At 66.2% G+C, this 18,094-nt stretch carries 14 protein-coding genes and 1 pseudogene; 5 read left to right on the top strand and 10 right to left on the bottom strand.

Features of this window, described 5'->3' with window-relative positions:
* From FG91_RS03120 to FG91_RS03135, 4 genes are all read right to left on the bottom strand, one after another.
* Positions 1–1,698, bottom strand: coding sequence for an MFS transporter (locus FG91_RS03120; RefSeq protein ID WP_052187252.1), 1,698 nt, complete (start codon positions 1,696–1,698; stop codon positions 1–3).
* A gap of 122 nt (positions 1,699–1,820) precedes the next feature.
* Complete coding sequence (locus FG91_RS03125) at positions 1,821–2,789, bottom strand: ornithine cyclodeaminase family protein (protein ID WP_235211918.1); 969 nt, start codon at positions 2,787–2,789, stop codon at positions 1,821–1,823.
* On the bottom strand, positions 2,782–3,903 hold the full coding sequence (locus FG91_RS03130; protein ID WP_037511683.1) for a dipeptidase: 1,122 nt from the start codon (positions 3,901–3,903) through the stop codon (positions 2,782–2,784). Before FG91_RS03130 ends, FG91_RS03125 begins: the two co-directional genes overlap by 8 nt.
* Complete coding sequence (locus tag FG91_RS03135; protein ID WP_037511685.1) at positions 3,893–5,272, bottom strand: amidohydrolase family protein; 1,380 nt, start codon at positions 5,270–5,272, stop codon at positions 3,893–3,895. Before FG91_RS03135 ends, FG91_RS03130 begins: the two co-directional genes overlap by 11 nt.
* Before the next feature lie 220 nt (positions 5,273–5,492).
* Between FG91_RS03135 and paoA the strand changes: the two genes are divergently transcribed.
* The 3 genes from paoA to paoC are packed head-to-tail and all read left to right on the top strand — an operon-like array spanning position 5,493 to position 9,286.
* Positions 5,493–6,134, top strand: coding sequence for an aldehyde dehydrogenase iron-sulfur subunit PaoA (gene paoA / locus FG91_RS03140; protein WP_037511688.1), 642 nt, complete (start codon positions 5,493–5,495; stop codon positions 6,132–6,134).
* The gene (locus FG91_RS03145) at positions 6,131–7,081 is read left to right on the top strand and encodes an FAD binding domain-containing protein (protein WP_037511690.1); all 951 of its coding nucleotides are present in this window, start codon (positions 6,131–6,133) and stop codon (positions 7,079–7,081) included. The genes paoA and FG91_RS03145 overlap by 4 nt, the downstream gene beginning before the upstream one ends.
* Before the next feature lie 3 nt (positions 7,082–7,084).
* Complete coding sequence (paoC, locus tag FG91_RS03150) at positions 7,085–9,286, top strand: aldehyde oxidoreductase molybdenum-binding subunit PaoC (RefSeq protein ID WP_037511692.1); 2,202 nt, start codon at positions 7,085–7,087, stop codon at positions 9,284–9,286.
* Between the two features lie 22 nt (positions 9,287–9,308).
* Here the strand turns inward: paoC and FG91_RS20810 are convergent, their stop codons facing one another.
* Complete coding sequence (locus FG91_RS20810) at positions 9,309–9,884, bottom strand: nucleotidyltransferase family protein (protein WP_052187253.1); 576 nt, start codon at positions 9,882–9,884, stop codon at positions 9,309–9,311.
* 57 nt (positions 9,885–9,941) lie between these two features.
* Between FG91_RS20810 and FG91_RS03160 the strand changes: the two genes are divergently transcribed.
* Positions 9,942–10,937 carry an XdhC family protein gene (locus FG91_RS03160; RefSeq protein WP_037511695.1) on the top strand — a complete coding sequence of 332 codons (996 nt, stop codon included), beginning with the start codon at positions 9,942–9,944 and terminating at the stop codon, positions 10,935–10,937.
* Here FG91_RS03160 and FG91_RS03165 read toward each other — a convergent pair.
* The 5 genes from FG91_RS03165 to FG91_RS03185 form a co-directional block, all read right to left on the bottom strand.
* A complete protein-coding gene (locus FG91_RS03165) occupies positions 10,934–12,001 on the bottom strand; it encodes a tetratricopeptide repeat protein (RefSeq protein ID WP_037511698.1) in 1,068 nt (355 codons plus the stop codon). The two genes, FG91_RS03160 and FG91_RS03165, sit on opposite strands and share 4 nt — an antisense overlap.
* 189 nt (positions 12,002–12,190) lie before the next feature.
* Complete coding sequence (locus FG91_RS03170; protein ID WP_081940386.1) at positions 12,191–13,954, bottom strand: vWA domain-containing protein; 1,764 nt, start codon at positions 13,952–13,954, stop codon at positions 12,191–12,193.
* Positions 13,955–14,064: 110 nt separating this feature from the next.
* The gene (locus FG91_RS03175) at positions 14,065–14,601 is read right to left on the bottom strand and encodes an RNA polymerase sigma factor (protein ID WP_037511702.1); all 537 of its coding nucleotides are present in this window, start codon (positions 14,599–14,601) and stop codon (positions 14,065–14,067) included.
* 174 nt (positions 14,602–14,775) lie between these two features.
* Positions 14,776–17,121, bottom strand: coding sequence for an EAL domain-containing protein (locus tag FG91_RS03180; protein ID WP_081940387.1), 2,346 nt, complete (start codon positions 17,119–17,121; stop codon positions 14,776–14,778).
* 77 nt (positions 17,122–17,198) lie between these two features.
* Positions 17,199–17,612, bottom strand: coding sequence for a cupin domain-containing protein (locus FG91_RS03185; protein WP_235211919.1), 414 nt, complete (start codon positions 17,610–17,612; stop codon positions 17,199–17,201).
* Positions 17,613–17,817: 205 nt separating this feature from the next.
* Here FG91_RS03185 and FG91_RS03190 point away from each other — a divergent pair.
* A pseudogene (locus tag FG91_RS03190) lies at positions 17,818–18,094 on the top strand (phosphotransferase family protein); the annotation flags it as partial.

The following is an 18,094-nucleotide window of genomic DNA, read 5'->3' on the forward strand; positions in this document are numbered from 1 at the left end:
TCATTGTTCCTGTTGAGCCTGCGCCTGAGCCTGTGACTGCGCGCGCTGTACCAATAATATTACCGGCGACGGTTCGTTCCGTCGACGGATCGAGCGGCTGATTATGAAGCCCCAGATCGTCATCAAGATGGCGAGCACGCCGACCAGCAGGAAAACGTCATTATACGCGAGGATATGCGCCTCGCGCGTGACTTGCTGGCTGAGCAGTGCTGCGCCTTCGGCATTGCGGAGCGCGGGGTCGCCGACCGTCCCCGCAACCGCGCGGCTGCCGGCACCCAGCCGCGCCGCGACCAGCGGGTCGGTCGCGACGATGTTCTGGACCAGTTCGTGCGAATGATATTTCTCGCGGACCGTCTGGAAGGTCCCGAGCAGGGTGCCGCCGGCGAGCCCGCCGATGCTCTGGCTCATGCTGAAGATCACGACAAAGCTGATGAAATTCTTGCCGCCCGCGAGCAGAGTGCGCGCGATGCCGATCACCATCGCCTGCGCAAGAAAGAGCAGCGAGGCAAAGCCGATCAGTGCCTGGCTGAGGTAGAAATGGCTTGGCCGGGTGAGGTTGGTCGTATGGGCATCCATGAACGATGCGATCACGATCAGCACAAGCGCGAAGATGATCGGTTGCGAAAGATGGGCCGGACGAAAGCTCAGAACCGCGGTAGCCAGGCCGGCGATCGAGGCGATGATGATGATCAGGTTCAGGGTGACCATCTGGTCGTTGATCATGCCGACGGTGCCCAGAAAACCGACCGACCCGAACGCCTGTTCGGACAGCAGAATGCGGACCGATGCGGCCACCGCGATCAGCCGGAGCATCTCGCGGGTGCCGAGCCAGCGCGTGTTGATCAGCGGATTCTTGCGGTGATGTTCGACGAGCACCGCGGCGGCGATCAGCGCGACGCTCGCCGCCAGCGACCAGCCGATCCACGGCCGCTCGGCCCACCATTGGATCCGCCCTTGCGAGAGCACCGCGATCAACAGCCACAATCCCGGCGCCAACAGGCCGAAGGTCAGGAAATCGAGCGGCTCGAATACTTTTTCGCGCTCGCTCGGCGGCAGCGGCTGCGCCATCACCGCGGCGAGCGTCGCCAGCGCCAGCCCGAATTCGAACCAGTAGAGATTGTGCCAGTCGCCCCAGACGAGCAGCCCCGGCGAGAGTACGCGCGCGAGCGGCGTCGCGATCTGCGGAATTCCGATGCCGATCATCACCGCGGCAAGCCGTTTCGACGCCGGCAGCGACTGAAAGAAATAGAGGATGGTGAGCGTCGAGAGGCCGCTCGCCGCAATCCCGCTCATCGCGCGCACCGCGACCGAGGTCCAGAAATCGTGGATGAACAGGTGCATCAGGGTCGTCACGGCATAGGCGGCGAGCGTGTAGCGGATGAACGGCTGCAGCCCGAACTGCTGGCGATACTTGACGAGCAGCAGGTTCGCGGTGACGTTGGTCATGAAATAGGCGGCGGTCAGCCAGGCGGCTTCGTCGCTGTTGAGCCCCAGCGTCCCTTGCGCGAAGTTGAGGTTGACCGTGACCAGCGCGTTGCCGAGGCCGCCGGTGATCCCGATCAGGCAGCCGATCAGAAAATGGCGCACCATGCGCGCGGTCGGATGATCGGGATTGGCGGGCGATCCCGGCAGCGTCGGCCGCTCGTGGGGCTTGAAGACATAGTCCGCCATGGCGGGTCGGGCCGGCTTCGTGGTCATGGACGCGCCACGAGAGGGGCGAGTCGGTTCGATACTCATGATTTTCCTTACCGCATCGCCGCGGCGCATGCAGCCTATTCGGAGGAATAGGAATTCGATGACGCCAGCATGGAAGCGGTCGGTTATGCCCCCTGTACGCGATCGCTGGGCGTGTTCCAAAGCCAGGCGGCGCAGGCGAGATCCTGTACGATCGAACCTAGCGATTTATAGATGGTGACGTCCGATGCCGCGAGGCGGCCCTGCGCGGAACCCGAAAAGACATGCCCGATCTCGGGCAGGACATGCGCGTCGGTGACCAGCCCCGCGTCGCGTGCGCGCAGATATTCGGCGCCCTGCGCCAGCACGCCCTCGCGATGATCAGGCACGAAACGCGCGCGCGCAACCAGCGCTTCGTCGATTTCGGACGGGCCGGCGCGGCTGGAGCCGACGGCGTTGATATGCGTCCCGTCGGCGACATGCGCATCGAGCAGGAAAGGCTCGGCCGCGCCGGTCAGCGTGCAGATGATGTCGGAGCCCTCTGCGGCGTCGGCAACCGACGCCGCCATCTGGGCGGGAAGGTCGAAATCGTCGGCGATCCGGTCGGCAAGCGCTTCCGCTTTTTCGGGCGCGCGGCCCCAAATTCGCACGTCGTCGAGCGGCCGCACATGGCGGATAGCCGCGACATGATGCCACGCCTGCTCGCCCGTCCCCAGTATCGCGAGGCGGCGGGCTTCGGGCCGTGCGAGCGCGTCGGTTGCCGCTGCCGAGGCGGCGGCGGTGCGGATCGCGGTGACCTCGCTGGCGTCGATCACGCACACCGGCGCGCCGCTGGTGCGGTCGAACAGGATGATGACGCCCTGATGCGAGCTGCCATGCGCGGCGGCGGCGGGAAAGATGCTGATGATCTTCGCGCCGAAGCCCGCGCCGTCGAGCGCGCCGGGCATCACCCCGAACATATCGCCGCCGTCGAGGTCGATGATGCCGCGCAGCAATTGCCGGCTGCGCCCTTCGGCAAGCGCGATCATCGCGTGGCGCATCAGGTCGATGCACGTCCGGTGGTCGAGCCGCTCGCGGACTTCGGCCGCATCGATGAAACGGATCGGATCAGCCACCCCAGACGCTTTCGGCGTGGCGCAGGAAATTGAGCCCCATGATCTTCTCGATCCGCCGGCTCGAATAGCCGCGCGCGGCGAGCAGGCCGATGAGCTTGCGAAACTGGTCAGGCCCGCGCAGGTCGACGACGAAAGGATAGGTGTCGGGCCGCTCGCCCGCCGCGCTGATCCCTGCCGCACGGCGCTCGGCGATCTCCTTGGCGAGCACGGCTTCATAGGCCTGCAGATCGTCGATCTGGCCGACGGTGCCGTCGGTGCCGATCCCGACATGGTCCTCGCCGCAGATGTTCACCGCATGGTCGATATGGCGGACGACGTCCTCGGCGCGGGCGTGGCCCGACACGTTGAGGAAGGGCATGAAATAGATGCCCACGAAGCCGCCCCTTTCGGCGACCAGCCGCAATTCGGCGTCACTCTTGTTGCGCGGCAGGTCGGTGACCGCGCGGCAGCCGGTGTGGTTGATCGAGATCGGCGCCTTCGACGCGCGCGCGGCTTCGAGGCAGGTCTTCTCGCCGCTGTGCGACAGGTCGACAATCATCTTCTGCGCATTGAGCCGCTCGATCACCTCGCGCCCGAATGGCGTGAGCCCGCGATTGCCCGGCGCCATCGATCCGTCGCCAAGCTGGTTCGCCGGATTATAGGTGAGCTGGAATATGCGCACGCCCATGTTGGCGAAGATGTCGACGCGGCCAGCATCCTTGCCCATCATCGCCCCATTCTGGAAGCCGTAGATGATCCCGATCTTCTTTTCGGCCTTGGCGCGGCGGATGTCGGCGGTGCTCAATATCTTGAGCAGGTCGCGCGGATAGCGGCGCAGCAGCATGTCCATTTCGGCGACGTCGGCGACGCTCTTTTCGAACGGTTCAGCCGGGCCCGCGACATAGCCGAGCGTGCAGTTGATCGCGGTGACGCCCGACGCATGCGCCTCGGCCAGCACGCGCGGCGAGAACGGGTCGGGGGCATCGCGTATATTCGGGTCGGCAAGCCCGCCAAGCGCATTGACGATCACCCATTTGCGGCCGTCAGGGGCGGCGGCGTGGGTAGCTCCCGGCAGCAGCGAGGTTGCAGCCAGTCCCGCCGCACCCGCCAGCATAGCGCGTCGGTCAATCGTCATTGCCAAGCTCCTTCGCCGTCGGCGCGACATAATCGGCGCGCCGATATTCGCGGCCGCGCTTCACCGTCATTTCGATCTTTTCGATATTACCGATGTCGGCGAGCGGGTCTGCCGCCAGTATGACGAAGTTCGCAAGCTTGCCGGGCTCGATCGATCCCATATCCTTGTCCTGCCCCGCGGCGCGCGCGCCGACGAGCGTCGCCGAATGGATGACCGCGAGCGGCGGCATGCCGACGTCCTTCGCCAGATAGCGAAGCTCGGCGTGGACTTCGGGCCAGGCGTCGCCGGCAGGATTGACGAAGTCGGTGCCGGTCGAAATCGGCAGCCCTGCGCGCCACGCCTGCTGCGTCAGCCGGATCGTGCGGGCGCCGTCGCAGCGCAGCGGCTTGGCCCCTGGATCGGCCTTGCGCGGGGCCTCGAACTTCACAAACAGGCTGCCGGTCGCGTCGAGGATCGTGCCGCGCTTCCGCATCGCGTCGAAGAGGCGCGCGACGACCGGATCGTCGCCCGTCGGCGCAAGGCGCGCTTCGTCGACGGGAGTGCGGTCCTGATAGGAGGCGAGCATTTCGGGCTGCGCTTCATAGCCGAGATAACAGACATGGCTGACCGAATCGACGCCCGCCGCGATCACCTCGGCGGGGCGGGCAGGGAAGACCGCGCTGTGCGCCCAGATCATCAGCTTCTGGCGGTGCGCCTCGGCGGTGATCGCCGCGACGCGCTCGGCGGGCAGGTTGGCGTAAATCTTGATCGCGCTCGCCGAGGTGCCGCGCGCCAGCGTGACCGCGGTGCGGAGGTCGGTCTTTTTGTCGATCGCCTGCATCCACGGCGCGGTGCCCGGCGTGAAGCCGCGGCTGACCGCGAGGACGCGGGGGTCTTCGAAAAAGGACGGCCCCGCCATCAACGCGGCATAATAGATGTCCGGCGCGGGAATCTCGCCGACCAGCGACGCGCGCGAAAGCTCGCCCACGGCGCGCAGATCGTCGGCCATGTCGCGCACCGCGGTCACGCCGCCATAGAGCTGGCGGCGCAGGATCGCTTCGGCGCGCCCGCGGTTCGGCGGGGTGGCGAGGTGGACGTGGCTGTCGATCAGCCCCGGAATGACGAAGCGGCCGGACAGATCGACCCGGCGTGCCGTGCCCGCGCGCGACGCCAGCGTGTCGTGCGCACCGACCGCGACGATCCGCTCGCCATCGATCAAAATATCCTGCCCGGCTCGCGCCGGGCCGCCGGTGCCGTCGATGACCGACACATTGGTGTAAAGTATCTGTTCGGCCGCGTACGACGGCGCCGCCGCCATCAGCGATGCGGCGAGGCCAAGCGAGTGAAGGGCAGCGGCGAGCGCCGGCGGGAGTAAACGAACCGATGTCATGGCTCGTCGCTAGCGCCCTCATTTCAGGTCCGCAATCGACTTGCCATGCGATCGGACGGGCCAACGTCTATTCCCCGGTCGCGCACTATGATACCGGTGTATCAGGAATCCGAATTTTCTGTGCCGACGCGGTCCATATAAGCCGCGCGGTATCGACTGCCTGAACCTTCCCGTGGGCCTCCGCGCCCATTGGCAAACAGAACAGAAACGGACGAACGCGATGCAGACTCCCGAAGAATTTGAGCTGTCCCGCCGCGGCGTGCTCGTGGGCGGCGCGGCCTCGGTCGCGACGGTGACGCTGGTCCCGATCGGGACGGCAACGGCCGCCACTCCTCCTGCCAAATCTCCGCCGACCGCCAAAGTGGCCTTCGAGGTCAATGGCACGAAGCGCGAACTGGAGCTCGACACGCGAACGTCGCTACTCGACGCGCTGCGCGAGCATCTGCACCTGACGGGGACCAAAAAGGGCTGCGACCACGGCCAGTGCGGCGCGTGTACGGTGATCGTCGACGGGCGGCGGATCAACAGCTGCCTGACATTGGCGGTGATGCACGAGGGCGAGAAGATCACCACGATCGAAGGGCTGGGCACGCCCGACAAGATGCATGCGATGCAGGACGCGTTCGTGACGCACGACGGCTATCAATGCGGCTATTGCACGCCGGGGCAGATTTGCTCGGCGGTCGCGGTGCTCGACGAGATCAGGGCCGGGGTTCCGAGCCATGTCACCGCTGACCTCGCCGCCGCACCGACGGTGACCAAGGTCGAACTGCGCGAGCGGATGAGCGGCAATATCTGCCGCTGCGGCGCCTATTCGAACATCATCGATGCGATCACCGATGTGGCGGGAGTGAAGGCATGAAAAGCTTCACCTACGAACGCGTCGACAGCGCGGCGGCAGCGACTGCGGCCTTTGCCCGGACGCCCGGCGCGCGCTTCATCGCGGGCGGCACCAATTTGCTCGACCTGATGAAACTCGAGATCGAAACGCCGAGCCACCTGGTCGACGTCAGCCGTCTCGCGCTCGACAAGATCGAGGCGACGGCAGAAGGCGGCCTCCGCATCGGCGCGATGGTCCGCAACACCGACCTTGCGAGCGATGCGCGCGTGCGGCGCGATTATGGCCTGTTGACCCGCGCGCTCGTCGCGGGCGCGTCGGGACAGCTCCGCAACAAGGCGACGACCGCGGGCAACCTGCTCCAGCGGACGCGCTGCCCCTATTTTTACGATACTAACCAGCCGTGCAACAAGCGCCAGCCCGGCAGCGGCTGCGCCGCGATCGGCGGCTTCAACCGGCTGCACGCGGTCGTCGGCGCGAGCGATGCCTGTATCGCAACGCACCCCAGCGACATGGCGGTGGCGATGCGCGCGCTCGATGCGACGATCGAGACGGTCGACGCGGCGGGCAAGGTGCGCGCAATCCCTATCGCCGATTTCTATCGCGCGCCGGGCAAGACTCCGCATCTGGAGACGGTGTTGGCGCCAGGCGAGCTCATCACTGCGGTCACATTGCCGAAGCCCGTCGGCGGCACGCATATCTATCACAAGGTGCGCGACCGCGCGTCCTATGCCTTTGCGCTGATCGCGGTGGGTGCGATCGTCCAGCGCGATGGCACCGGCCGCGTCGCGCTCGGCGGGGTCGGCTATAAGCCGTGGCGTGTCGAAGCGGCCGAGGCGGCGCTGCCGCGCGGCGCGAAGGCGGTCGCTGACGGCCTGCTCGCGGGCGCGAAGACCACCCACGAAAACGCCTATAAGCTGCCCCTCGTCGAGCGCACGCTCGCCGGGGTGGTGGCGCAAGCGAAGGGCTGAACCATGAAATTCGACACGCCCGCCACCTCCAATCCGATCGATCAGATGAAGATCGTCGGCAAACCGACCAATCGTATCGACGGGCCGCTCAAGACGACGGGCACCGCGCCCTATGCCTATGAACGGCACGATGTCGCGGCGAACCAGGCCTATGGCTATGTCGTCGGATCGGCGATCGCCAAGGGGCGGATCGCGTCGATGAACCTCGACGAAGCGAGGGCGGCACCGGGAGTCATCGCGATCGTCACCGCCGACAATGCGGGCAAGCTGGCGAAGGGCAATTTCAACACCGCCAAATTGCTCGGCGGCCCCGATATCGAACATTATCATCAGGCGATCGCGCTCGTCGTCGCCGACAGTTTCGAGCAGGCGCGCGCCGCCGCCTCGCTCGTCCGCGTCGAATATGCACGCGGGAAGGGCGCCTACGATCTCGCCGCCGCGATCGACACCGCGATCAAGCCCCAGGCATCGTTCGGAACCGAACCCGACAGCGCCGTCGGCAATTTCGCCGCCGCCTTCGCTGCAGCGCCGGTGCAGCTCGATGCGCGCTATACGACGCCCGATCACAGCCACGCGATGATGGAACCCCACGCGACGATCGCCGCGTGGGAAGGTGACAAGCTGACCGTCTGGACGTCGAACCAGATGATCGCCTGGTCGGTCGGCGACATGGCCAAGACGCTGGGCATTCCAAAGGAAAATATCCGCTTCGACTCGCCGTATATCGGCGGCGGTTTCGGCGGGAAATTGTTCAATCGCGCCGATGTGCTGCTCGCCGCGCTGGGGGCGAAGGCGGCGAAGCGGCCGGTCAAGGTCGCACTGCCCCGGCCGCTGATGATCAACAACACGACGCACCGCCCGGCGACGATCCAGCGCATTCGCCTTGGCGCGACCGCGGACGGCAAGCTGACCGCGATCGGGCATGAAAGCTGGTCGGGCGACCTGCCCGGCGGCGGTCCCGAAACCGCGGTGGCGCAGACGCGCCTGCTCTATGCCGGCGAAAATCGCATGACCGCGATGCGCCTTGCCGTGCTCGACCTGCCCGAAGGCAATGCGATGCGCGCGCCCGGCGAGGCGCCGGGGCTGATGGCGCTCGAGATCGCGGTCGACGAACTGGCCGAGAAGCTCGGCATCGATCCGGTCGCCCTGCGCGTCCTCAACGACACACAGGTCGACCCCGAAAAGCCGAGCCGGTCCTTTTCGCAGCGCCAACTCAACAAATGTCTCGAGACCGGCGCCGACAAATTCGGCTGGAGCAAGCGCGCCAAGCCCGGTGTCGCCCGCGACGGTCGCTGGCTGGTCGGGATGGGGGTCGCCGCGGCGTTCCGCAACAACCTCAACGCGCCGTCGGCGGCACGCGTTCGCCTTGCCAAATCGGGGGTGGTGACGGTCGAGACCGACATGACCGACATCGGCACCGGCACCTATACGATCATCGCGCAGACCGCGGCCGAAATGATGGGCGTGCCGCTCGACAAGGTCGTCGTGAAGCTCGGCGATTCGGCCTTTCCGGTGTCGGCGGGTTCGGGCGGGCAGTGGGGCGCCAACAGCTCGACTGCGGGCGTCTATGCCGCCTGTGTCAAGTTGCGCGAGGCGGTGGTGCAGAAGCTCGGCCTCGCGTCCGATGCGGTCTTTGCCGATGGCAAGGTCAAAGCCGGACGCCGCAGTGTCGCGCTCGGCGATGCCGCGGCGGACGGAGAACTCGTCGCCGAGGACAGGATGGAATATGGCGACCTCGCCGAGAAATCTCAGCAATCGACCTTTGGCGCGCATTTCGTCGAGGTCGGCGTCGATGCGATGACGGGCGAAATCCGCGTCCGCCGGATGCTCGCGGTCTGCGCCGCGGGGCGCATCCTCAATCCCAAGGCGGCGCGCAGCCAGGTCATCGGCGCGATGACGATGGGCGCGGGCGCGGCGCTGATGGAGGAACTCGCGGTCGACAAACGCTTCGGCTTTTTCGTCAATCACGATCTCGCCGGTTATGAAGTCCCGGTCCACGCCGACATTCCGCATCAGGATGTCATTTTCCTCGACGAGGCCGATCCGACGACGTCGCCGATGAAGGCAAAGGGCGTCGGCGAACTTGGTATCTGCGGCGTCGCCGCGGCGGTGGCCAACGCGGTCTACAACGCGACGGGCGTGCGCGTCCGCAATTACCCGATCACGCTCGACAAGCTGCTGGGCAAGCTGCCGGACATGGTGTGATCGCCGGCGTGAGAGCGGGGTTTCATTTGGGCAAATCGCTCGGCCGGTCGATGTCCGCCAGCTCACCGGCATGGGCGGGGACGAGTGCGGCATCGGCCAGCAGGGCCTTGCCGCCGCGGTCGCCTTCGCCGCTGCGCAGCTTGTCGAACAGCGACCGGGCGAACAGCGCCGGGGGCATCGCCGCGTCGCCATTCGTCGATGCGACGACGGGCGCCGCCACCGGATCGAACCGCGCGATGAGTTTGCGCAGATGGCCGGTGCCGACGAAGGGCATGTCGGCGAGGCAGACCATCGCCGCGACGTCGGGTCCGCGCGCCGCCTCGGCCATGCCGCACGACAGCGATCGCGACAGCCCGTGCTCGGGATGCGGATTGGCGACAATCTCGAAGCCCTGCGCCGCCAGCAACCGTGCGAGCGCGCCATGGTCGTCGCGGCAGACGGCGATGCGCCGCCGCGGCGCCAGCGCGACGATATGCTTCGCCGCGTGCAGCGCCAGCGGTTCGCCCGCGAGCGGGGCGAGCAGCTTGTCGTCGGTCCCGAACCGCTGCGATGTCCCCGCGGCGAGCAGGATGACGGCGACGTTTGCGGCTTCGACCATGGCTCTCGTTCCTTCTGCCGCTTTTTGCGCCTTCGCCACTTCCAGAGCAAACAACGGATGATAGCAACCACGCCCGCCGACATATTGCGCTTTGTCGTGGCGCGAACCGGCGAGGGGACCGGGACGATCCTCGTCACGCTCTCCGCGATCGAGGGATCGTCGCCGCGGGCGATCGGCGCACAGATGGCGGTCGCCGAGGACGGGCGATATGCCGGATCCTTCTCGGGCGGCTGCATCGAGACCGCGGTTGTCGCCGAGGCGCTCGGGACGCTGGCCGACGGCCGCGCGAAGCTGGTGCGCTTCGGCGCGGGGTCGCCCTATCTCGATATCCGGCTTCCGTGCGGGGGCGGGATCGACCTCTTGTTCAATCCGCGCCCTGATCCCGATGCGATCGCACAGGCGCTGGCGCAGCAGGATCGCCGGGAGATCGCGGCGCTGCGGCTGGCCGACGACGGCGTGCATTCTGACACGATCACTGGCGCGCGCGCGATCGCCGGCTGGGAGGATGGAAGCTTTCGCCTCGCCTATGTTCCAAAACTCCGTATCGTCGCGATGGGGCAGGGCGAAGAACTCACCGCGCTGGCGCGTCTCGCCGCCGCCTTCGGCGCCGAGGTCTGCGTGCTCTCCCCCGACGAACGGGCGCTTGCTGCCCTGGATGCCGAAGGTTTCGATACCGTCCGGCTGACTTCGCGCACGAACCTGCCGCCCCTCGTCACCGATCCATGGACCGCGATCATTTCGGTCTTTCACGACCGCGACTGGGAAGAGGAACTGCTGCCGCGCGCGCTCCAGCTTCCTTCCTTTTACATCGGGGCGATCGGGAGCCAGCGGACGCAGGATGCCCGGCGGACCGCCTTGCGCGATGCCGGCGTGCGCGACGATCTTCGGGAAAAGCTTCGCACCTCAGTAGGCCTGATCCCCGCGACGCGCGATCCGGCGACGCTGGCGCTGTCGGCGCTGTCGCAGATTGTGCAGGATTATCACCGGCTCGGCGCTACGGGCGCCGGTGCTGACCACCGCCCCATGGTTCGCAGCCTGACCAGCCCCGTTTAATCGCGCTCGCGCGGCTGCCGTATCGCCTGGTACCGGGCGTCGAGGTTGACCGCGCGCTGTTCGTCGGCATCGGCGCGCTTCGTATCGCCCTGTTTTCGCAGCAGAAGGCTGCGGTTGTAATAGGCGCGCGCCGACTGCGGCGCATGCCGGACCGCCCGGTCAAGATCGGCGATCGCGCGCGCGCTTTCGCCTTGGCGGTCGTAAGCGAGGCCGCGATTGAGGTAGGCGACCGACAAATCGGGCGCGACGGCAATCGCCTGGTCGAAGGCGGTAATCGCGCCCTCGATGTCACCCTCCCACGCCTGTTTCAGCCCATCGGAAAGATGCGCGTCGGCTTCCACCCGAACGGCTTTCGCGCCCCTGTTTGCTAGTTTTTTGCACCGCGACAGCGACCGGCTCGGATCGTTCACCGTGCAGGCGTTCCAGTCGCCGCGCCTTGAAGCGCCGCGCGGCGCGATACGTGTTCCCGTAACGACGACCGAATCCTCGGCGACCTCGTCGGACGAAAACGCCGAAATGGCGGTCGGCGTGTCCCGCACAGGGTGCGCCACGCGCTGGGCGGAGACGATGATCGCCTCGCGTTCCTCGGCTTTTGCGGCGGGCGCGGCGGGGGGCGCTTGCGCCAGTTCGATCCGCTTCGCGGCGGATACGGAAACGGCAGGGGGCGCCGCCGCGACTTGCTCGGCGGCAGGGCTGTTCTTTGCGGATGGCGGAGCCGCGATCGCGACGGGAGCGGGCACTTCGGCCTGGTTGTCCACGACCGCTCGTACCGGCTCAACCGTCTCGCGCGCAATCTGATCGTCGGCCGCCGGCGCGCCCGGATCCAATGCCGTCCATGCGAAGGGCAGGCTGATTGCGGCGACCAGCGCGGCGGTCGCGAACAGCCCGGCCTGCGGACGCCGAAGATTGCTCCACCAGGAAACCCGCGCCGGTCGAGGCGCAACTTGCCGCGCGGGGGCGCCGTCGAAGCGGGCAAGCGCATCGGCTATCGCCGCCTCGCGCCGTTTCGGGGCGGGCGGCGGTGGTTCGGGCAGGAAGGCCTTCAGCTCGTCATCGCCCGTCATGGCCGCGGTGCCTCCGACGCGGCCCGGTGCGATTTCGAACCAGGTCGAGACGGCAGGCGCGAGAGAAGGGGCATGGGCATCGTCTGGCCTTATACGCACAATATCGCGGCGGTCGAATATCTCGATCGACCGGCCGAAACGGGCAGGGCGGATGCGGCGGCGCCTCGTAGAAACGCCGCCGCACCATGATCAGCGTTCCAGCTTCGCCATCGATCCCGCCGTCTTGGCGGCGCGGACCATCTGGACCAGCTCCATGCGATATCCGAAATCGTCGGTGCCGCGGGCGGCGCCGACGATCTGCAGCACATCGTCATAGGTCATCGATCCGCTGTAGCGCCCGCCGCGGAGCAGTTCGGCAAAGGCCGCGACCCCGGTCGCGAAGCGCGCGTCCTGCGGCGCGTCGGCGAAGCGGGCGAATTCGACGCGGCGATCAATCGGCGTCGAAATCAGCTGGCTGCGATCCGATTTCGGCAGTTTGTAACGGATCTTCACAAAGCCATATTCGCTGGGCGCCGCCGCGGCCGCCGGCGGGGCGGGTTTGCTGTACCTGAGGTCGCCCATCGTGCGCGGTCCGCCGACGGGGACGATCTCGTAGATCGCGGTGACCGTCTGCCCCGACCCGACATCGCCCGCGTCGACCTTGTCATTGTCGAAATCGTCGCGGTTGAGCATCCGCGTTTCATAACCGATCAGCCGATATTCGGCGACGGTGGCCGGGTTGAACTCGACCTGAATCTTCACATCCTTCGCGATCGGGAAGAGGGTCGAGGTGGCCTCGTCGACCAAAGTTTTGCGCGCTTCGCCGAGCGTGTCGATATAGGCGGCGGCGCCGTTGCCGTTCTGGGCGAGCGTCTGCATCAGCGCGTCGTTGTAATTGCCCATGCCAAAGCCGAGCACGGAGAGGAAAATCCCCTTGCCGCGCTCGCGCTCGATATAGCCTTTCAGCTCGTCCTGATTGGTGATGCCGACGTTGAAATCGCCGTCGGTGGCGAGGATGACGCGGTTGACGCCATTCGGGTCGAGATTGCGCTCGGCCAGCGCATAGGCCTGGCGGATGCCTTCGGCGCCCGCCGTGCTGCCACCCGCGCCGAGCTGGTCGATCACCGCGAGGATATTGCCTTTCTGGCTCGCCGGCGTCGGCTCGAGCGCGGTGCCCGCATTGCCGGCATAGGTCACGATCGACACGCGGTCGTTGCGATCGAGCTGATCGAGCAGCAGGCCGAGCGACTTCTTGACCAGCGGCAGCCTGTTCGGCGCATTCATCGACCCCGACGTGTCGATCAGGAAGACGAGGTTCGCGCGCGGTCGCGTCGCGCGTTCGATCGCATAACCCTTGATCCCGATGCGAACGAGCTTGCGGCCCGCCGTAAACGGGCTGGGGAAGACCGCGACATTCGAGGAGAACGGCTGCTGCGCGCTGCGCGGCGCCGCATAATCATAGGGGAAATAATTGACCAGTTCCTCGGTCCGCACCGCGGCGGGTTGGGGCAGCGCATTGTTGTTCAGCGACGCGCGGACAAAGGAATAGGAGGCGGTGTCGACATCGATCGAAAAGGTCGACACGGGCTCGTCACGCGCGATCTTGAAGGCATTTTCCTGCGTCGACGTGAACTTGTCGCGCCCGACATCCTGATACCAGGGCATGATCCGATCGGGATAGGGGGCGCGAATGGCGCTACCCGTCACGACCATTTTGCGGGCCTGTGCCGGCGGCGGCGATGCGATGTGTTGCGAACCGATCGCCGAGATCGCCACCGGCGCGTCCATAGCGCGCGCGTCTATCCGCTGTCCGGTGACGACGATGGCCGAGCTGTCCTCCTCGACCTCTGCTTTCAATGTCGGTGCGGCGGCTTCCGACGACGGCGACGCGATATCGGCTTCGTTCGATTGCGAGCAGGCGGCGACGAGCGTGATCGAGAGGCCCGCGGTAAGCATCAGATAGAAACGGGACATGATTTGTCTCCCTGGCAACAGCGGCGCACAATCGCCCGCATGTCCCTGGGACGCGCGGGCGCGGGAAATCCTTGGCGGCCTTTGCGAAAAAATTCCGGGGCGCCGCGCGGTCAGTCGTCGGGGCCGGGATTCGCCGCAAGCTGGCGCCGGATCTCGTGCATTCGCCACGACACCGTCGCTTCGGCGATCCCCAAAATCTGCGCGGCTTCGGCGTGCGACAGCTGCTGCCCGGCAATCAGCACCGCGGTATCGCGAAGTTCGGGTTTCAGCCGCGCGATCGCGCTTTCGATCCAGACCGCGTCATACAGGTCGCGGCCGTCGGGCCCCCGCGCCAGCCCGGCCATGATACTCAGCTGCCCGGTGAACCGCGTAAACGCCGACCGCCGCCGGTGGAAATCGCGGCAGGCGTTGTAAACGATGCTGCACAGCCAGGTCGTGAATTTGGCATCGCCGCGAAAGGCGGAGAGCTTTTCGGCGAGGATGCAGCAGACATCCTGCGCGATATCGTCGGCATCGGCGCGCGATCCGGTCAATTGCCATGCGAGGCCGTGGATGCGGTCATAGTGGCGCCGCAGCAAGGCTTCGAAGGCGTCGCGGTCGCCCGCGATCGCTGCCGCAAGGATATCGGGTTCGTCGGCGTCGGCCATGCGTCAGCCTCGAACGCGCGCTGCGCGCCGACGGCATTCGGCCGTGGAATCAGGATCGCCGGCGGACCGAAGGTCCCGCACCGGCCAAATCGAACCCCCATATCCTGCCATCGCAAGGCTTGTGCCCCATTCGCCGCGCGATGGCTATCGCTGACTTTCGCAGGGGCACGTCGCTCAGCGTTCGGCGTCGCGCTTTTCCAAGTCGGGCCAGGGCTCCGTCTGGAAGGGATCGGCGGCGGGGCGGCCGAAGTAATAGCCTTGCGCCTGCGGGCAGCCCTCGTCGAGCAGCATCTGGCGCTGTTCCGGAGTTTCGACCCCTTCGGCGACAATCGGCATGTTGAAACTGCGGCCGAGCCCGATGATCGCGCGCACAATCGATCGCGCTGCTTCGTCGTCCGAAATCGAGGCGACGAAGCTCTTGTCGATCTTGATCTTGTCGAAGGGGAAGGCCTTGAGATTGCTTAGCGACGAATAGCCGGTGCCGAAATCGTCCATCGCGATCCGGACGCCGAGCGCGCGGATTTCGTGGAGCGCCTTCAGCGCGCTGTGCTTGTTGCGTAGAAATGCGGTCTCGGTGATTTCCAGTTCGAGCCGATGCGCCTCCAGCCCCGATTGCGACAGCGCGTCGCGAACGACGGCGGGCAGGTTCGGCACCTGAAACTGGATCGTCGACACGTTGACGGCGACCGAGACATTCTTGGGCCAGGCCGCCGCCGCCTGGCAGGCTTCGCGCAGCACCCATTCGCCGATCGCAACGATGGCACCGATTTCCTCGGCAACAGGGATGAAATCGTCGGGCGCGATCTCGCCGCGTTCGGGATGATTCCAGCGCAGCAGCGCTTCGTAACCGATCACCGAGGCGAAGGCGGTCGCGACGAGCGGCTGGTACACGACATACAGCTGATCGCGGGCGATTGCGTGCCGCAGGTCGTGTTCGAGCGCGCGGCGTTCCTGCGCGAGCTCGTCCATCTCCTGATCGAAGAAGGCGGCGTTGCCCCTTCCGTTATTCTTCGCGCGATATAGCGCCGTATCGGCGTTGCGTTGCAGCACCTCGGCGTCGGTTCCGTCCTGCGGAAAGAGCGCGACGCCGATGCTGACCCCGACCGCCATCGGATCGCGCGCGACGTCCATTTCGATCGCCAGCGTATCGAGGATGCGCGCCGAAAGCTTGCGTGCTTCGTCGGGTTCCGACACGCCGGTCTGGAGGATGAGGAATTCGTCGCCGCCGATGCGCGCGACAATGTCGTCGGCGCGCACGACGGAGCGGAGAATGTCGGCGATCCGGCACAGGATTTCGTCGCCCGCACCATGGCCGAAGATGTCGTTCACCGCCTTGAACCGGTCAAGGTCGAGCGCGAGCAGGGAAAAGGGCTTTTTCGCGTCGATCGCCGCGTCTAGTGCGCGCCCAAAGTGGGCACGGTTCGACAGATCCGTCAGCGGGTCGTGGGACGCCAGATGTTCGATCGCCCGTTGCGCGCGTTTCCGGTCGGACAGGTCGCGGATCGCAAGAACCTGGCAGCTTCGCCCGCGATATTCGATCGTCTGAGTCGCAATTTCCAGGATATGGTCTTCGTCGAAGCTGTTGCGGAGGCGCGCCTCGGCGGAATGGCCGTCGGGCGCCTCGAACGAGCTGCCGTCGCTCGCGACGAACCAGTCGGAGGGCGTACTGCCGACGATCGCGCCGCTGCTGACGCCAAGCAGGGCGCAAAGCCGCGCGTTCACCTCGACGATCCGTCCGTCATACGTGATCGCGAGCGCCTCGAGCGTTGCATCGGCCAGCCCGTGCGCGTCGGTGAGCCAGCGGTCGACGAGCGAGCCGGTAAGCGCCAGCGCGACCAGCGCGACATTGGCAATCACGATCGCCGGGACGAGCCAGTCGCGGCTGTTCGCCGTTCCCAATATGTCGCCGCGCGTCGGATCGGGGACGAGCGTGGTGGCCGACATCGCGGTGAAGTGCAGGATGACGATCGCGAGGACCGCGAAACCCGCGGGCAGGGCGACCTTCGTCCAGCCCTTCGTTCGTGCGAATGCCAGGAAGGCGGCGAAAAAGCACAGCCCCGATAGCAGCAGCGAGACGAGGATCGGAACCAGGTCATAGGTCACGCGGGCCGGTGCGATGATCGACGCCATGCCGGTGAAATGCATCGCCGCGACCCCGACGGCCGCGCCGGCCGCGCCGGCCGCGCAACGTCCGGCGCTCGGCGCCTTGCCCAGCAATCGAAAGCTGCACCAGAAGAAACCGATCGCGATGGCGACCGACAAGATGGTAAGGCCGACGTCGAAACGGATCGGCATCGTTCCGCGATAGGCGAGCATGGCGACGAAATGTGTCGCCCATACGCCGACGCCTTCGGCCACCGCCGCGACCATAAGCCAGTGACGTCGGCGCGCGTCGACGCAGTGCGTCGAGCGGCCCAGGACGACAAAAAGGCTGGTATTCCCGAGGATGCAGACAAGCGCTGCAATCAGGACGAATCGCAGATCGTGCTGATAAACGACGCATTCGAGGACGCTGAACATGCATTCCCTCCCTGGTCCCCGTCGTCCTTTTACCTCCCAATTCTAAATATTGCCTTATCGGATGGTCGGTGGGGGCGTTAGCGCGCCTCGATTACTTCAGTCGGAACAAGTAATGGCTTACCCTTTTCAACGATATAGGTTGCGAGTTCGGCGCCGTTCACGGCCGTGCGATTGCGTGCCTTGTGGGCGACACCCGCCGGCACGAACAGCACTTCGCCGGCTTTCAGCGTTACCGGCGCCTGTCCTTCGAGCTGATATTCGAGCGTTCCTTCGATGATGTAGATGACCTCTTCGCCGGGGTGGCGATGCCACGGCGCGACCGCGCCCGGCGCGATGTCGATGCGCGCCTGGACCGTCTCGCGGCCGGGCGCTGAGAGGTCGTGGCGCTGAAGGTCGGTCCGGCTGAGGCCTTCGGGCGCGGGCATCGCCGCGATGGCGGGACTCGCGAGCAGGAGTGCGGCGGTGAACAGGGTGCGGATGTGTCGGGTCACGGTCGGCCTCCTTTGGGTGGTCGGGATGTTGCTTCCGGGTGCTTGTGGAGAGTTTCGCCGTCGCCGCGCTCAAGGTTACTTGCCGCCAAAAGATTCATCGCATATAGTTAGCATACTAAGTAAAATGATCATGCAAGAAGGCGCCGGCAATGCGGAGTGGAATGCCAAATATGTTCAGATTTGCCGAGTGCGGGACGCCGTTCGCATGACCGACGTTGCGGCCCTACTCCCGGCCTTGATGGCGCGCGTTGTCGGTTCTGGCGTTTTGTCGGGCCTGACGCGTTTGTCGGGCGGTGCGAACATGGAGAGTTTTGCGTTCGACTGGTCGGGTGCGGGCGGGACGTCGGGCTATGTCCTGCGGCGTGCGCCGTCGGCGGATTATATGGCGGACCGTCCGTTCGGCCATGTCGACGAGGCGGCGCTGGTGATGGCGGCGTTTGATGCGGGGGTGAAGGCGCCCGAGGTGGTCGGCGTGCTCGAGC

This window comes from Sphingopyxis sp. LC81 (assembly GCF_000756375.1).
GTDB lineage: Bacteria > Pseudomonadota > Alphaproteobacteria > Sphingomonadales > Sphingomonadaceae > Sphingopyxis.

Coding starts and splice junctions, on each gene's coding strand:
- FG91_RS03135 (WP_037511685.1), bottom strand. CDS start 5,272: ATGACATCGGTTCGTTTACTCCCGCCGGCGCTCGCCGCTGCCCTTCAC.
- FG91_RS03165 (WP_037511698.1), bottom strand. CDS start 12,001: ATGACGGGCGATGACGAGCTGAAGGCCTTCCTGCCCGAACCACCGCCG.
- FG91_RS03120 (WP_052187252.1), bottom strand. CDS start 1,698: ATGACCACGAAGCCGGCCCGACCCGCCATGGCGGACTATGTCTTCAAG.
- FG91_RS03180 (WP_081940387.1), bottom strand. CDS start 17,121: ATGTTCAGCGTCCTCGAATGCGTCGTTTATCAGCACGATCTGCGATTC.
- FG91_RS03160 (WP_037511695.1), top strand. CDS start 9,942: ATGATAGCAACCACGCCCGCCGACATATTGCGCTTTGTCGTGGCGCGA.
- FG91_RS03145 (WP_037511690.1), top strand. CDS start 6,131: ATGAAAAGCTTCACCTACGAACGCGTCGACAGCGCGGCGGCAGCGACT.
- paoC (WP_037511692.1), top strand. CDS start 7,085: ATGAAATTCGACACGCCCGCCACCTCCAATCCGATCGATCAGATGAAG.
- FG91_RS03170 (WP_081940386.1), bottom strand. CDS start 13,954: ATGTCCCGTTTCTATCTGATGCTTACCGCGGGCCTCTCGATCACGCTC.
- FG91_RS03175 (WP_037511702.1), bottom strand. CDS start 14,601: ATGGCCGACGCCGACGAACCCGATATCCTTGCGGCAGCGATCGCGGGC.
- FG91_RS20810 (WP_052187253.1), bottom strand. CDS start 9,884: ATGGTCGAAGCCGCAAACGTCGCCGTCATCCTGCTCGCCGCGGGGACA.
- FG91_RS03130 (WP_037511683.1), bottom strand. CDS start 3,903: ATGACGATTGACCGACGCGCTATGCTGGCGGGTGCGGCGGGACTGGCT.
- paoA (WP_037511688.1), top strand. CDS start 5,493: ATGCAGACTCCCGAAGAATTTGAGCTGTCCCGCCGCGGCGTGCTCGTG.